Source organism: Haloarchaeobius marinus, assembly GCF_051207415.1.
Classification (GTDB): domain Archaea; phylum Halobacteriota; class Halobacteria; order Halobacteriales; family Natrialbaceae; genus Haloarchaeobius.
This window is the reverse complement of record NZ_JBPKGD010000003.1, coordinates 60,711-74,599: the sequence shown is the minus strand read 5'-3', so window position 1 is coordinate 74,599 and position 13,889 is coordinate 60,711. Positions and strand designations below refer to the sequence as shown.

Below are 13,889 nucleotides of genomic sequence, written 5' to 3'. Positions count from 1 at the left end.
GTGTCGGCTCAGACGTCCGGCCAGACGCCGGCGGCGCGCATCCCCGACTCGTACTCCTGGTCGCGGAGGCCGTCGAGCAGGTCCGTCCGCGAGACCCGGTCGAGGTCGACGTCCGGGGTGGTCAGTCGGCGGACGAGCAGGCAGGCGAGCATGGCGTGCTCGCGTATCGTCCTGGGGTCGGCCTTGTCGCGGGTGTCGGCCCGTGTGTGGGTGACGCCCCGACCGCGTTCGCCGCCGTCCGAGTGCAACTGTATCGCCGGGACACCGGCCTTCAGGAACGGCCAGTGGTCGCTCCACGGGTGCGGGTCGGGGCGGACGGACACCGGGTGGTCGCTGTCGTCGGCGAGGGCCGTCACGTGGGATTCGAGCCCCTCGTGCCCGTGCGTGTACGCGACGAGGTCGCGGTGTCGTCCGGCCCCGTCGACGTTGACGACGGCCCCGACCCGGCCGGTGTCGAGGTCCTCGGCGAGGGCGGTACTCCCGAGCAGGCCGACCTCCTCGCCGCCGACGGCGGCGACCCGGACGCGACGGCCGAGTTCGAGGTCGGCGAGCGCCCGGGCGAGGGCGACGACGACGGCCACGCCACAGCCGTTGTCGAGCGCGCCCTCGCCGACGTCGTGTGCGTCGAGGTGGGCCAGCACGACCACCTCCTCGTCGGTGTCGGGGCCGAGCGTCCCGTGGACGACGGTCGTCTCGCCGTCGTCGGTCGTCGCGTCGACTGCGAGTCGAACGGTCCCGTCCCGGGCGGCGTACTCGCGGAGCCACTCGCCCGTCTCGTGAGCGACGCCGACGCCGGGGACGGCGCCGTCCTCGTCGAACCGGAGGGCCCCCGTCGGCGGTAACTGCCCCGGCACGTGGTTGGCGAAGACGAACGCGACCGCACCGGCCTCGACGGCGTGACCGTACTTCTCCATCCGGTGGACGAACCGCTGGTCGGGTGGCGTGTCGGTGCTGGCGACCGCCACCGCGCCGTCGAGGTCGGCCTCGTCTATCTCCTCGGGCGTGCCGTACCCCACGTCGACCAGCGGCGCACGTACGTCGCCCGACGGCGAGTACGGGAGTGCGACGGCCTCGAACGACCGGGCGACCGGGTCGACGACGCCGAAGTCGGTCCGGCCACGCGTCCAGCGCGTCATCGGGACGGTGCGTTCTGTCACGTCGGCGACCCCGGCGGTCTCGAACGTGGCCGCCACGAGGTCGGCGGCGCGTGCCTCGCCGTGGTGACCCGCGAGACGGTCGTCCAGTTCGCAGAGCGAGGTCAGCACGTCCCACGGTTCGTCGTCCCGCCAGAGTCGGCCGAGCACCGTATCGACACCTGCCATGTGCTGACGGTCCGGTCGCTGGTGGGAAACCTGTTTGGACGGCCCGGGACGGTCGCGGATTACGCGTCCGAGTCCTCGGTGTCGACCGCCTCCTTCCACGACGACGCGTCGAAGAACGACTGGAGCGCCCCGAGGACGCCCAGGTAGGTCCCGAACAGGACGACGAGGAAGGGGACGACGACTGCGAGCACCAGTGTGCCGAAGGAGGGTGCACCGAGGTATTGAAGTGGAACCATAGCAGTATTTCACAGTTTCCCCAATATAATGGGTTCGGTCTCGGAGAGCGACCACCACCGTTTCGGCGGGCCGTTCTCCGGCGACGGCGCGCAGGATACTTGACAACGCTTACCTCGTTTCGATTCGAAGCGCCCTCCATGAGTTCAGTCCCCGAACGGTCCGAGGTCGATGCGGAGTACAAGTGGGACCTCGAATCTATCTACGCGACGGACGAGGAGTGGGAGGAGGCGTACGAGGCGGTGTCGGAGCGACTCGACGACCTGCAGCACTACGAGGGGCAGGTCGTCGAGGACGGCGAGACGCTGCTGTCGGTACTGCGACTGCGGGACGAGATCATGCGGGACGTGGCGACGGTCTTCGCCTACGCCCGGATGCGCTCGGACGAGGACACGACCGACCAGACGTACCAGGGGTACAGCACCCGGGCACAGTCGCTCTCGGCCGACGCGTCGAGTGCGGCCTCGTTCATCGAACCCGAGATACAGTCGGCGACCCGGTCCGAGATAGAGGACCTCGTCGACGCCACGCCGGAACTCGAGGAGTACCAGCACTACCTCGACGACGTGCTCCGGGTGAAACCGCACACGCGCTCGGCCGAGGTCGAGGAACTGCTCGCCGACCTCTCGGAGGTCACGGGCGGGACCAGCGAGGTCTACACCATGCTCGCCAACGCCGACATGGAGTTCCCCACCGTCGAACGCGAGGACGGCGACGCCGTCGAGATAACCCAGAGCAACTTCACGAACCTGCTGAAAGACCCCGACCGCGAGTTCCGACGCACCGTCCACGAGGGTTTCTACGAGGAGTGGGCCGACGTGCGCAACTCGGTCGCGGCGGCGTACAAGAACTCCGTGAAGGCGGACGTGAAACTCGCCCACGCCCGCAACTACGACACCGCCCGGGAGGCCGCACTCGACGGACCGAACGTCCCCGTCGAGGTGTACGACAACCTGCTCTCGACGGTCCGGGACAACCTCGACACGCTCCACCGCCACACCGAACTGAAGGGCGAGGCGCTCGGCGTCGACCAGGTCGAGATGTGGGACCTGTACATGCCGATGACGGAGACGGAGAGCCCCGACGTCCCGTACGAGCAGGCCAGCGAGTACGTCGTCGAGGCGGTCGGCGCACTCGGGGAGGAGTACCAGTCCCGCGTCGCAGCGGGCCTCGAGTCCCGGTGGGTCGACGTCTTCGAGAACCAGGGCAAGCGCGCCGGTGCCTACTCCAGCGGGACCTACGACACCCAGCCGTTCATCCTGATGAACTACCAGGAGGACATCTCCTCGATGTTCACGCTGGCCCACGAACTGGGACACTCGATGCACAGCCAGTACACCAAGGAGGAACAGCCCTACGTCTACTCAGACTACGAGATATTCGTGGCCGAGGTGGCCTCGACGGTCAACGAGACGCTGCTCACCCAGCACCTGCTCGACACCGTCGAGGACGAGCAGTTCCGCCGTCACGTCCTCAACGAGTACCTCGAACGCGTGCGGTCGACGCTCTACCGCCAGACGATGTTCGCCGACTTCGAGCACCAGACCCACGCGCTGGTCGAGGACGGAACGCCCCTCACGCCCGACGCACTCGACGAGGTGTACGGCGACCTGAAGCGCGAGTTCTACGAACCCGCCACGGTCGACGAGCACATCAGCCGCGAGTGGATGCGCATCCCGCACTTCTACTACTCGTTCTACGTCTACCAGTACGCCACCGGCATCTCCGCCGCCGTCGCGCTCTCGCAGGACATCCTCGACCCCGCAGACGAGACGGCCGCGGACCGCTACCTGGAGTTCCTCTCGAAGGGGTCCCGCGAGTACCCCCTCGAACTCCTGCAGGGTGCCGGCGTCGACATGAGCGACCCCGCCCCGATCCAGGCCGCACTGGACACCTACGACGAGTACCTCGACGAGATGGAGGCGCTCCTGTAGCGCTCCAACTGGGCCGCCGAACACAGGCCGGGCCACGGCCTATCAACCTTCCGGACGCGAGGCCTCTCCCCAACCCAAAGGCTATTTTACGCCCATCGCATACGACCGATAACTCATGTCCCGGAGTCCTTCGTTGCCAGACCGTCCGCGGTTAGACCTCGACCCGGACATGTCGGAGAAGGAGCGACTCTCGGCGTTACGGGAGCACTTCGCCGACGTGGTCGAAGTGCACGACAAACTCTCTAGCCAACTGGAGGCCGCCCACGAACGCCGCGACGAACTCAAGGACGAGGTCGACAAGACGGAACGGCAGAACGAGGCGCTGAAGACGTCTTCGCTCTACATCGCGACGGTCGAAGAGATAGACGAGGTCGAACAGGAAGCCGTCGTGAAACAGCACGGGAACAACCAGGAGGTTCTCACTGACGTCTCCAGGCGGATGTCCGAGGACCTGCAGGCCGGCGACCGCGTCGCCGTCAACGACTCGTTCTCGGTCCAGAGCATCCTCGCCCAGGAGACGGACGCCCGGGCACAGGCGATGGAGGTCGACGCCAGTCCCGAGGTCGAGTACGCCGACATCGGTGGCATCGACGAGCAGGTCCGGGAGGTCCGGGAGGCGGTCGAGGAACCGCTGGTCGACCCCGAGAAGTTCGAGGACGTGGGCATCGACCCGCCGTCGGGCGTCCTGCTGCACGGCCCGCCGGGCACCGGGAAGACGATGCTCGCGAAGGCCGTCGCCAACCAGACCGACGCGACGTTCATCAAGATGGCCGGGTCCGAACTCGTCAGGAAGTTCATCGGCGAGGGGTCCAGGCTCGTCCGCGACCTGTTCGAACTCGCCAGCGAGCGCGAACCCGCAATCATCTTCATCGACGAGATCGACGCCATCGCGGCGACGCGAACGGAGTCCAAGACCTCCGGCGACGCCGAGGTCCAGCGCACGATGATGCAACTGCTCTCCGAGATGGACGGCTTCGAGGCCCGGGGCAACATCCGCATCATCGCGGCGACGAACCGATTCGACATGCTCGACCGCGCCATCCTCCGCCCCGGCCGGTTCGACCGCCTCATCGAGGTGCCCGAACCCAGCGCCGAGGGCCGCGTCCGCATCTTCGAGATACACACCCGCCACATGAACGTCGACGACGACGTGGCGTTCGAGGACCTGGCGGACCTGACAGAGGGCTACTCCGGGGCCGAGATAGAGAGCATCACCACCGAGGCGGGCATGTTCGCCATCCGGGACGACCGGACCGAGGTCCGCGAAGCGGACTTCGAGGCGGCACTCGACAAGATAGAGTCGGACGACGGGAGCGACTTCGTCCCGTCGGCCGGCCACGCGACCTACCACTACTGAGCGACGGACTCCGGCGACTCCGAAACCGCAACTTCCTTTCTCGCGCGTCGACTCGATTCAGTATGGAGCCGATACGCATCGTCTGGGGACACGCCACCGGCCCGACCGAACTGTCCTCGTACGACGCGGCGCTGGCCGAGGCCGGCGTCGAGAACTACAACCTGGTGTCCGTCTCCTCGGTCATCCCCGGGGGCGCGACCGTGGAGATGGCCGGCAACGCCCCGGACCTCGGCGACGTCGGCGACCGGTTGACCGTGGTCGAGGCCCGTGCCACGACGACCGAACCGGGCCACGTCGCGGCCGGTCTCGCGTGGTCGCAGTCGCCCGACGGGGGCCTGTTCTACGAGGCGGCCGAAGCGTCCGACGAGGACGAGGTCGAGGAGCGCATCCAGCGAGGCATGGCGGCCGGTCAGGCCCTGCGCGACTGGTCCTTCGGCGAGACCCACGTCTGCATAGAGAGCACGTCGGTCGAACCGGGGACGTACACCACGGCCGTCGTCCTGGCGGTCTACGGAGACGGCGACCCCATCCTCTGACAGCAGTGGCGGCCTCGTCGTTCCGGCGCGTCCGGCCACCCGGCGCTCGCCCGGCGCACCGGGTGCCGTAGCCGAACGACTTTTAGCCGACCCGTCCATAGCAAGCGTAGCGAGTTTTTATGAATGGAAACACTCCCTACGCCGGTCTCCCGGGCAGTACGCAAGCCGGGCACCGCGCCTCGGCCGATATCCCGGAGTTGACGCCCGAACAGAAGCGGGCGCTCCGTGCCGACGTCGCGAACATCGCGGCACGGACCCGGGAGTTCCTCCCCGACGAGTACGTCGTCGACGGTGACGTGTCACAGGGAATCAGCGGTCCCCAGGCCACCGTCGCCGTCCAACCGCCCGTGGGGAACCCCATCAGCGCGGGGTTCACCCCCGACGCCGACGACCTCGACGAGGAGTCGCTCATCGCACCCGAGGACCAGGCGGAGGTCGCCCGCGGACTGGCGGCGTCCGCCGCGCTCCAGGTGAAACAGGCCATCTCGAACTCTGTGACGCCGACGGCGCGCTGACAGGGTCGTCGCCGATACCGCGCCGCGTTCGTCCGCGTTCGGGTCGAAGATGTCACCGAAGGACCGTGGCCGCCGCCGGGGAGGACGACGACGCACGCGTCGGCCTCGCCCTCCTCGGGCGTGTTCAGGCGGGCGTCGTACGTCGTTCCGCCGACTTCGAAGTCCACGAGTTCGATCGCCATGTCGACGACGGCACAGCGAGGCGACGTAAGCCTGTGATAGTCTATCGATGCGCCCCTCGGCCTACTCGGCAGGGGCCGACGAACGGTCGGTGGAGACGACCGACCCGTCCCGGTCCAGCGTGAGAGAGAGCGTGTCCCCATCCTGAGTGAACTCGACGCGCAGGCGGAGCGGGTCCGTCGAGAGCACGGTCTCAGCGCCGGGCGTGCAACCGTCCACCGTCCAGAACGGCGTGGACCGGACGTCGACGCCGTGGTCGTAGTAGAAGGTGGTCACCGCCGGATGTGAGAGGAGGTACAGTCCGACCGGGATGCCGTGGCGAAACCCGCATCGCCGACAGCGACCGTGGTAGTGGTAGTGGTCGGGCTGGACGCCGCCGAACTCGATCTCTCCCTCGACGTACCCCCGACACTCCGAGCAGATTCCCTGTCGGGTCAGGGCGCCCCACCGGTTCTCCAGGAAGGCGATTCGCTCGACGACGACGTCCTCGGGGTGGGATTCGAGCAGGCTCGGCGGGACCGAGAGCCCAACGGTGTGTTCGTCCATCCCGCACGAGAGCCAGAGCACGCCGTCCTCGTAGTGGAGCTGGACGGCGTCGTCACAGAAGAGGCAGTCTCCGGGCGCGTCGACCGGTCCCCACGTCCAGTCGGCGTCGAAGACGCCGGAGGAGACCGCCGACACCACCTCCATCCCGACGCGCGAGAGGGTGTAGCCGTCGTCCCGTTTCACGACGAGGTCGCCAAGCTGGTCGAGGTGGTAGTTGAAGTTCCCGTTGTCGCGGACGCCGACGGCCTTCCGGAGGTCGGTGTACTCCAGGTACGGGTCGGTCGGTGTCTCCCCGTACGCCCTCGCCAGCGCGTGGAGGATGTCGACCCGGGTCGAGTTGCTCACCGTGTCGAACACGTCGGTCTGGTTCGACGCTCCGCCGGTCATCGTCCGGAGGTACGACCGTCGGCCCGTAAACGTTGCTGTCACTCTTCGTAGAGTAATCCGTTGCTCCGAACGCATATCCCGGCCCCGGGGCAAGGAACAGATATGGACGAGCACCAGCGACGAGAACTCCTCGGCGACATCGACCGTCCGTCCAGGACCATCGGGGGAGACGTCCCCGAGACGCTCACCGTCCAGGGGACGACGGTGGACCTGAAGGAGTTCGTGTTCGAGTGCAAGCGCCTCGATACGATTCCGGAGGCCGAACGCGAACGCATCGAGGACGTGAAGACGAAGCTCAGGCGGGAACGTCTCGAACGGAAGCAGCGGGTCGCCCGGGAGGACATCTCGCACGAGGAGGGGGAGCGACTCGTCCGGAGCATCCACGGCATCGACCGCGCGCTCAACGCACTCGACGGACTGGACACCCCCGGTATCGAGGAGGAACTACGGCAGAAGAAACTCGAGGACGCGAGGGAACTGCTCGCTCTGATTCGGTAGGACGCGGTCGCCTCACTTCCCCCAGAAGGGGTCGCGCTTGCGCTGTTTCTCGAGGTAGAACGAGAGCGCCTCGCGTTCGTCCATGGGTATCTCCTCCTTGAGTTCCTGTTCGAGTATCTTCGCGTGCTTCTCGGGGAGTTCGATCCAGAGTTCGTCGCCCTCCTCTATCTGCCGGCCCACGGTCGGGCCGTCGATGGCGACCGAGACGCGGTTGCCGGCGCGGGCCTCGTCGACGTCCTCGCCCTGCTCCTGGATGCCCTTGAGGGTACCGACGCGGACGGGTTCGTTGCCCTCGAACTTGACGACGTTCTGGTTCTTCTTGAGCGTGCCCGACAGTATCTCGACGCCGACGACGGCGGGGTTGTTCTGCCGGAAGGTGTGGTCCTTGAGTATCTGGAACCGGCAGGGGCGGGCGATGTTCTCGAGGACGGTGTCCTGCTGTGACTGCTTCCGTTCCTCGACGAACTCCTCGTACTCCTCGACGAGCTGGTAGATGACGTCGTCGGTGAAGATGCGGACGTCGTCTATCTCGGCGCGGTCCTCGGCGTCGCTGAGTACGTCGACGCTGAAACCGAGGATGGTGCGGTGGACGTCCTCGTCGGCGGTCGAGGCGACGGAGACGTCTCGCGGTGCGACGTCGCCGACCTCGGCGCGGACGATGGGAATCTCCGCGTCTTCGAGCGCGTCGGCCATCGCCTCCAGCGACCCGAGCGTGTCGGCCTTGACGACGACGCCTTCGTCCGTGGTGTCGACGGCGACGTCGGCGAGTTCGGCCTGCACCTCGGCGATGACGTCGTCGAGGTCGCGGTCGCCGACGACGCGGATGGGTGCGCCGGCCATCGCCTCGTCGAGGTCCGGGGCGGCGATCTTGATACCGGCGGCGGCGGTGACGGAGTCGACGCGCTCGAACCGGCTCTCGGTCCGTATCTCGGCGAGCGGTCGTGGCTGGAGGAGCGCCCGGACGTCGGTGACGATGGGTTCGTTCTCGCCGCCGACGACGATGGTGTCGTCCTCGCGGACGGTCCCGTCGTACAGCACGATGTCGATGGTGGTTCCGAACCCGCGTTCCTCCTTGACCTCGAGGACGGTGCCGACGCCGGGCCCGTCGACGTCTATCTCCATCTCCTCTTTCATGTAGCGCTGGGAGAGTCCCATCATCACCGCGAGGAGGTCGGGGATGCCCTCGCCGGTGAGGGCGGAGACGGGGACGACGCCGACGTTCTTCTGGAAGTCCTGGACCCGCCAGTACATGTCCGCGGAGAAGCCCTCGTCGGAGAGTTCGCCGATGATGGAGTAGAGACGGTCGTCGAGGTCGCCACGGACGCGGTCGGACTGGGCCTCGTACGTGGGTTTGATGGGGCTGTCCTCGGTCGGGTTCCACCCGGGTACGGTGTCGACCTTGTTGGCGGCGACGATGAACGGCGTCTGCGTGTTCTTCAGGATGTTGATGGCCTCGAGCGTCTGGGGCTGGAAGCCGTCGTTCACGTCGACGACGAGGACGGCGATGTCGGCGAGGGCGCCGCCGCGAGAGCGGAGGGTGGCGAACGAGTGGTGGCCGGGGGTGTCGATGAACAGGAGGCCCGGGAGGTCGAAGTCGTCCGGGTCGACGAGTTCGCCGGCCATCTGTGAGACGACGTCGAGGGGCACGGCCGTCGCACCGATGTGCTGGGTGATCGCACCTGCTTCGCCCTCGATGACGGCCGAGCCCCGAATCTTGTCGAGCAGGCTCGTCTTGCCGTGGTCGACGTGCCCGAGGACCGCGACGATGGGGGTTCGCAGTGCGCCAGCCTGTGTGTCCGTATCAGAAGTATCCGTATTCGACATGAATGCCACCCTGGAGAAGTCTCTGTTTACAAGTTCGCAGGACGGTGTATAACTCCACCGTTACGGACCGAGGCGCCCCGACGGTTGCTTGCACGTGCGTGCCGAGGGTCCCGTTCACACCCCTCGTCCCGACCGTGCGAGAACGGTACCGAATCTATCACGAACCTGCCGGCGGACGGTGGGTGACGGGCGCGGACCGGCGACGTACCGCCCCGTCGTGTGGACGAGACCGAAAAAACCCCGTGGCGTTTATTACCCGTCATTGGAAAGGGGATAGTATGCCAGACGTACTCGCGGAGAACCTGTCGGACAAGAACGTGATGGGGTCTGACGGCACCGAACTCGGCATCGTGTACAACATCACGATGGACCTCAAGAGTGGCGAACTTCACAACCTCCTCGTCGCACCACACGACGAGACGCCGACGCGGACCGTCTCCTACGAGCGAGACGAGGGCGGTCGATTCCGTATCCCGGTCGGACACGTGCAGGCAGTGAAGGATTACATCGTCGTCGAACGCTAGATGTACGTTCTCGATTCTTCCGCGTTCATCAACGAGTACCACACGACCAACGACACGGCCACGATTCCGATGGTCCGCGACGAACTCGAAGGCGAGAGCGTCTACCGGTACGACGCCATGGAGGGGGCGGGGATGCACGTCCACATCCCCGACTCCGAGACGACCGAACGGGTCAAGCGGGCCGCGAGGGAGACCGGCGACCTGTCGGTGCTCTCCGATACCGACGTCCGCCTCGTCGCCGCGACGTTCGAACTCGACGGGACCCTCGTGACCGACGACTACGCGATGCAGAACGTGGCCGAGAAGCTGAACCTCCACGTCGAGGTCATCGCCCGAGAGGGCATCGACGAGCGCCGTGACTGGCGGTTCCAGTGCCAGGGGTGCGGTCGCGAGTTCGACGAGCAGAAGGACCGCTGTCCCATCTGCGGGAGTTCGCTCTCCCGGAAGAACCCCTCGAACTCCTAGTCCTCTAGCTGTTCGAGTCCGCGTTCGATCAACTGCCGGAGCACCTCCTGCTCGGTGAGGTCGTACTCGTACGCGAGTCCCTCGATGCGTTCGCTCACGTCGTCACCGCAGACGAAGGCGTACCGTCTGGGCATGTCTCTGTAGCTACGTCCCCTGCATCGAAAAATCTTCGTCAGACGGTCGCACGACGGGGTGTCAGAACAGGCCGAGCATCGCTTCCGACGCACCACCGCCCGTCGCGTACGTCGAGTAGAACGAGAGCGCGTTGTAGAGGCCGTGTATCACCGCGGGGACGAGCACGTTCTCGGTGAGGACGTAGACGCCGCCGAGGACGAGCGAGAGCACGAAGATGGCGACCAGCGTACTCGCGACGGCACCGGGTCCCGCCCCGCCAGCGGAGTAGGCCGGGATGTGGACGGCGGCGAAGATGACGCCACCGAGGACGACGGCGACGGGTTTGCTCGTCACGTCGTACATCGACTTCTGGATGACGTTCCGGTAGAGCAGTTCCTCGCCCGGACCGATGACGAGGAGCGACGCGACGACGAACAGCGCGATGATTCCGGGGCTGGCGCTGGCGACGGTGTCCGTGCTGCTGTGTTCTGCGGTCGAGACGCCGAGGACGTCGAACGCCGATATCACCGCGAAGAACCCGAGCAACAGGATGACGAACCCGCCGAGGGTCCACGCGACGTCGCGGAGGCCGGGTACCTCGACGTCGACGAACGACCAGTCGCGACCGGAGTAGTTGAGGTAGGCTGTGGCGACCAGTAGCGTCCCGAGTCCGAGGCTCAGGAAGGTGAGAATCTGTGCCAGGAACCCGGTCGGCGAGACGGACCCGACGACCAGCACCGCACCGACGTACAGCACTAGCTGGATGGCATACAGCGCGACGAGACTGCCGAACCCGAGGAGCAAGAACCTGAGGAACGTCTTCGCGACCAGCGCTGTCGAGGCGCGGTCGCCCGGCGACGGTCCCTCCGGGCTGTCGACGAGCGAACTGTCCATGATTCACGTACTGCCGCGATGGATATAGGTTCTCTGTTAGCCGAATCGCACGCGGGTCGTCCGGCCCCGGTCGAGCCCCCGGCCCGCCGTCACTCGATGCGGAGTTCGCGCTTCTCGTCGACGGCTTCGGCCTCGGGGAAGTCGCCGCCGCCCAGGAGCCCCCGGGCGGCGTTCTTGCCCCACTCGACGGCCGGCTGGACGAACGTGTCGACGCCGTAGAGTTCGCCGGCGAGGACGCAGGCGGCCTCCATCCCGTACAGGAGTTCGCCGAGACCGCGCTCGTCCACGCGGTCGAGTTCGACGCGAACGCTCGGCCGGCCTGCGGCGGCGAGGCTCGCCTCGGTCGCCTCGAACTCGGCGTCGAGCAGTTCGCCGAGTCCCGTTCCGCCGAGGTACGACAGCGCCTCGAAGTCCGTCGTCGGGACGGCGTGGTCCTCGCGCTCTCGCGGGCGGACGAACGTCACCATCTTGTCCCGGGGGCCGGCCCGGTAGAGCTGCAACTGGGAGTGCTGGTCGGTCGCACCGAGCGCCCGTGCCGGGGTCTGGCCGAGGCCGTCCTTCCCGAGGCTCTCGGCCCAGAGCTGTGCGAACCACTCGGCGTAGGTCTCGAGCGCCTCGGCGTAGGGGAGCATCGCGTTCACGCTCGCCCCGCGCACGTCGAGCGCGTAGGCGACCGCCCCGTAGGCGTAGGCGGGCGAGTCGAACAGCGACCCCGCCAGTCCGTCGCGTTCGTCGGCCGCCCCGGCGACGAGCGCGTCGAGGTCGTGTCCCTGGATGGCCGCACAGGCGAGTCCGACCGTCGAGAGCGCCGAGAACCGGCCCGGGACCCCGTCGGGAACCGGGAGCGACGGCAGGCCGTGGCGGTCCGAGAGGTCGCGGAGGGGGCCGGACTCGCCGGTCGTCACGAACGTCCGGTCGGTCCAGTCCACGTCCTCGCGCTCCATCGCGTCGCGGACGACCAGGAAGTTCGCCAGCGTCTCGGCGGTGGTCCCCGACCGCGAGACCACGTTGACCGTCGTCTCGGCGAGGGGGAGGTCCGAGAGGAGCGCCCGGACGTGCTCGGGGTCGACGTTGTCGAGGAAGTACGCGTCGACGTCGGAGTCCAGCGCGTCGGCGATGGTCGCCGCGCCGAGGGCGCTCCCGCCGATGCCGACGGTCAGGACCGCCTCGCTGTCGTCGAACGGGGCGACCGCGTTCCGGATGGCCGCCGTGTCGACGGTCTCCGGGAGTTCGAGGGCGGCGTAGCCGTGTTCGCGCTCGGCCATCCCGCGCCCGATCCGCTCGTGGGCCCGGGCGACCTGCGCGTCGAGGCGCTCCAGGGCGTCCATCGAGACACCCGGCGAGGCCTCGCTCGCAAGTGCGTTGCCGATGTCTACGTCCATACCTGGACTGGCACGTGGCAACGACAAAACGCTGGTGATGGGGCGGACGAGCAGACGCCGAATCGAGTACGCGACCCGGCGTCGCCCCAGGACCGCGCCGCTTTTGCCCCTCTCGTTCCAAGTTCGAGCGATGACAGACGACGCCGAGCGGACCTACAACGGGGTCTTCGGGGCATTCCCGTACGCCATCCGTGCGAGCGAGTCGCTGCTGTTCAAACTGTACGCGGTGGTCGCCGGACTGCTGGGCCTCGTCCTCACGTTCTACTTCGGGGCGGCGCTCGTCGTCCAGGTGGCGAACACCCTCGGTTCGACCGGCGGGACGTTCACCTTCCTGCGGGCGTTCTACGTCTTCTTCGGCCTGCTCGTGGTCGCGCCCGTCGTCGCTCCGGTCCTGTTCGTCGCCCGCCGGCACCGACGGGCCGGCGGCGGCGCGCGCTACGACCGCCTGATGGCGGTCACGGGCTTTGCGTTCCTGCTCTCGCTGTACCTCGCGCTCGTCATCTCCATGCCACCGACGTTCACCCTCGACGGCGAGACGGTCACCCGTCCCGAACCGGGCGGACTGTTCGCACCGGTCGTGCGCGTCCTGTACGCGATGCCGCCGGTGTCGAGCCCGCTCCCCCCGGTCCTGGCCGGTCTCGTGATGTTCCTGCTCGGGCGACGACGAAACCCGGAAAAGGCCTGACCGCTAGCACGGGTACATGAGCGAGAAGACGGGCACGTTCCTCGTCACGGAGGCCGACGAGGGGTCGGCGGTCCTCCGCGACGTGGAGACGGGCCAGATCCACACTGTCGCCGAGAACGACGGGTACGAGCGACTCGACGTCGTGGGTGCGACCATCGCCCCGGAACCGCCGCTGGAGGTCGTCTGGAACGTCGTCGAGGAGTCCTCCCGCCGGCGCGTCGAGGTCGTCGACAGCGACCTCTCGCCGACGAAACAGGCGATGGACGTGGCGGCCGACCAGTCGGTCGGCGACGTCGAGCGAATCGAACGCGCGGGGACCGGCGAGATACACGTCGTCTCGGTCCCGCCCGGGGAGACGGGAAGCGCCGTCGCCGACGTCGTCGAGGACGAGGAGACGGTGGCCCGGGCAGCCAGGGTCGACGCCGTCCGCGTCGAGGTCAGGAGCGACGCGGACGAGGGCGTCCTGAACGTCCGGTACCTGCCCGACTGACG

At 67.5% G+C, this 13,889-nt stretch carries 16 protein-coding genes; 9 read left to right on the top strand and 7 right to left on the bottom strand.

What is annotated here, in order from left to right:
• Positions 1-8: 8 nt before the first annotated feature.
• A complete protein-coding gene (locus ACSC1W_RS12300; protein WP_435347765.1) occupies positions 9-1,322 on the bottom strand; it encodes a M28 family peptidase in 1,314 nt (437 codons plus the stop codon).
• A 59-nt stretch (positions 1,323-1,381) separates the two neighbouring features.
• The gene (locus tag ACSC1W_RS12295; RefSeq protein ID WP_435347764.1) at positions 1,382-1,558 is read right to left on the bottom strand and encodes a hypothetical protein; all 177 of its coding nucleotides are present in this window, start codon (positions 1,556-1,558) and stop codon (positions 1,382-1,384) included.
• A gap of 138 nt (positions 1,559-1,696) precedes the next feature.
• Here ACSC1W_RS12295 and pepF point away from each other — a divergent pair, with 138 nt between their 5' ends.
• From pepF to ACSC1W_RS12275, 4 genes are all read left to right on the top strand, one after another.
• Positions 1,697-3,490: an oligoendopeptidase F gene (gene pepF / locus ACSC1W_RS12290; protein ID WP_435347763.1), complete on the top strand. Its 1,794-nt coding sequence runs from the start codon at positions 1,697-1,699 to the stop codon at positions 3,488-3,490.
• 115 nt (positions 3,491-3,605) lie between these two features.
• Entirely contained in the window at positions 3,606-4,847 is a 1,242-nt protein-coding gene (pan2, locus tag ACSC1W_RS12285) for a proteasome-activating nucleotidase Pan2 (protein ID WP_435347762.1), read from the top strand.
• Positions 4,848-4,909: 62 nt separating this feature from the next.
• Complete coding sequence (locus tag ACSC1W_RS12280; RefSeq protein WP_435347761.1) at positions 4,910-5,383, top strand: pyruvoyl-dependent arginine decarboxylase; 474 nt, start codon at positions 4,910-4,912, stop codon at positions 5,381-5,383.
• Positions 5,384-5,502: 119 nt separating this feature from the next.
• Positions 5,503-5,898 carry a DUF5811 family protein gene (locus tag ACSC1W_RS12275; RefSeq protein ID WP_435347760.1) on the top strand — a complete coding sequence of 132 codons (396 nt, stop codon included), beginning with the start codon at positions 5,503-5,505 and terminating at the stop codon, positions 5,896-5,898.
• A gap of 243 nt (positions 5,899-6,141) precedes the next feature.
• Here ACSC1W_RS12275 and ACSC1W_RS12270 read toward each other — a convergent pair whose 3' ends face one another.
• Entirely contained in the window at positions 6,142-7,011 is an 870-nt protein-coding gene (locus ACSC1W_RS12270) for a DUF7351 domain-containing protein (RefSeq protein ID WP_435347759.1), read from the bottom strand.
• Positions 7,012-7,113: 102 nt separating this feature from the next.
• Between ACSC1W_RS12270 and ACSC1W_RS12265 the strand changes: the two genes are divergently transcribed.
• Complete coding sequence (locus ACSC1W_RS12265) at positions 7,114-7,509, top strand: DUF5788 family protein (protein WP_435347758.1); 396 nt, start codon at positions 7,114-7,116, stop codon at positions 7,507-7,509.
• Between the two features lie 12 nt (positions 7,510-7,521).
• Here ACSC1W_RS12265 and infB read toward each other — a convergent pair whose 3' ends face one another.
• Positions 7,522-9,333 (bottom strand): translation initiation factor IF-2, encoded by a 1,812-nt coding sequence (infB, locus tag ACSC1W_RS12260; RefSeq protein WP_435347757.1) that lies wholly within the window; start codon positions 9,331-9,333, stop codon positions 7,522-7,524.
• Positions 9,334-9,611: 278 nt separating this feature from the next.
• Here infB and ACSC1W_RS12255 point away from each other — a divergent pair, with 278 nt between their 5' ends.
• Entirely contained in the window at positions 9,612-9,857 is a 246-nt protein-coding gene (locus ACSC1W_RS12255) for a PRC-barrel domain-containing protein (RefSeq protein ID WP_435347756.1), read from the top strand.
• Entirely contained in the window at positions 9,858-10,322 is a 465-nt protein-coding gene (locus ACSC1W_RS12250) for an NOB1 family endonuclease (protein WP_435347755.1), read from the top strand.
• Here the strand turns inward: ACSC1W_RS12250 and ACSC1W_RS12245 are convergent.
• The 3 genes from ACSC1W_RS12245 to ACSC1W_RS12235 form a co-directional block, all read right to left on the bottom strand.
• Positions 10,319-10,456, bottom strand: coding sequence for a CopG family transcriptional regulator (locus ACSC1W_RS12245; RefSeq protein WP_435347754.1), 138 nt, complete (start codon positions 10,454-10,456; stop codon positions 10,319-10,321). The genes ACSC1W_RS12250 and ACSC1W_RS12245 overlap by 4 nt on opposite strands.
• A 61-nt stretch (positions 10,457-10,517) precedes the next feature.
• A complete protein-coding gene (locus tag ACSC1W_RS12240; RefSeq protein WP_435347753.1) occupies positions 10,518-11,330 on the bottom strand; it encodes a CPBP family intramembrane glutamic endopeptidase in 813 nt (270 codons plus the stop codon).
• An 89-nt stretch (positions 11,331-11,419) separates the two neighbouring features.
• A complete protein-coding gene (locus ACSC1W_RS12235; RefSeq protein WP_435347752.1) occupies positions 11,420-12,712 on the bottom strand; it encodes a phosphoglucose isomerase-related protein in 1,293 nt (430 codons plus the stop codon).
• Positions 12,713-12,842: 130 nt separating this feature from the next.
• Here ACSC1W_RS12235 and ACSC1W_RS12230 point away from each other — a divergent pair, with 130 nt between their 5' ends.
• Positions 12,843-13,397 carry a DUF8056 family protein gene (locus tag ACSC1W_RS12230; protein ID WP_435347751.1) on the top strand — a complete coding sequence of 185 codons (555 nt, stop codon included), beginning with the start codon at positions 12,843-12,845 and terminating at the stop codon, positions 13,395-13,397.
• A 16-nt stretch (positions 13,398-13,413) separates the two neighbouring features.
• Positions 13,414-13,887, top strand: coding sequence for a DUF5812 family protein (locus ACSC1W_RS12225; RefSeq protein WP_435347750.1), 474 nt, complete (start codon positions 13,414-13,416; stop codon positions 13,885-13,887).
• The last annotated feature ends 2 nt before the right edge of the window (positions 13,888-13,889 follow it).

What these genes read in the sequence shown, in the direction of transcription:
- ACSC1W_RS12300 (WP_435347765.1), bottom strand. Translation starts at nt 1,322, where the DNA reads ATGGCAGGTGTCGATACGGTGCTCGGCCGACTCTGGCGGGACGACGAA.
- ACSC1W_RS12275 (WP_435347760.1), top strand. Translation starts at nt 5,503, where the DNA reads ATGAATGGAAACACTCCCTACGCCGGTCTCCCGGGCAGTACGCAAGCC.
- infB (WP_435347757.1), bottom strand. Translation starts at nt 9,333, where the DNA reads ATGTCGAATACGGATACTTCTGATACGGACACACAGGCTGGCGCACTG.
- ACSC1W_RS12265 (WP_435347758.1), top strand. Translation starts at nt 7,114, where the DNA reads ATGGACGAGCACCAGCGACGAGAACTCCTCGGCGACATCGACCGTCCG.
- ACSC1W_RS12280 (WP_435347761.1), top strand. Translation starts at nt 4,910, where the DNA reads ATGGAGCCGATACGCATCGTCTGGGGACACGCCACCGGCCCGACCGAA.
- ACSC1W_RS12240 (WP_435347753.1), bottom strand. Translation starts at nt 11,330, where the DNA reads ATGGACAGTTCGCTCGTCGACAGCCCGGAGGGACCGTCGCCGGGCGAC.
- pan2 (WP_435347762.1), top strand. Translation starts at nt 3,606, where the DNA reads ATGTCCCGGAGTCCTTCGTTGCCAGACCGTCCGCGGTTAGACCTCGAC.
- pepF (WP_435347763.1), top strand. Translation starts at nt 1,697, where the DNA reads ATGAGTTCAGTCCCCGAACGGTCCGAGGTCGATGCGGAGTACAAGTGG.
- ACSC1W_RS12230 (WP_435347751.1), top strand. Translation starts at nt 12,843, where the DNA reads ATGACAGACGACGCCGAGCGGACCTACAACGGGGTCTTCGGGGCATTC.
- ACSC1W_RS12270 (WP_435347759.1), bottom strand. Translation starts at nt 7,011, where the DNA reads ATGACCGGCGGAGCGTCGAACCAGACCGACGTGTTCGACACGGTGAGC.
- ACSC1W_RS12225 (WP_435347750.1), top strand. Translation starts at nt 13,414, where the DNA reads ATGAGCGAGAAGACGGGCACGTTCCTCGTCACGGAGGCCGACGAGGGG.
- ACSC1W_RS12295 (WP_435347764.1), bottom strand. Translation starts at nt 1,558, where the DNA reads ATGGTTCCACTTCAATACCTCGGTGCACCCTCCTTCGGCACACTGGTG.
- ACSC1W_RS12235 (WP_435347752.1), bottom strand. Translation starts at nt 12,712, where the DNA reads ATGGACGTAGACATCGGCAACGCACTTGCGAGCGAGGCCTCGCCGGGT.
- ACSC1W_RS12250 (WP_435347755.1), top strand. Translation starts at nt 9,858, where the DNA reads ATGTACGTTCTCGATTCTTCCGCGTTCATCAACGAGTACCACACGACC.
- ACSC1W_RS12245 (WP_435347754.1), bottom strand. Translation starts at nt 10,456, where the DNA reads ATGCCCAGACGGTACGCCTTCGTCTGCGGTGACGACGTGAGCGAACGC.
- ACSC1W_RS12255 (WP_435347756.1), top strand. Translation starts at nt 9,612, where the DNA reads ATGCCAGACGTACTCGCGGAGAACCTGTCGGACAAGAACGTGATGGGG.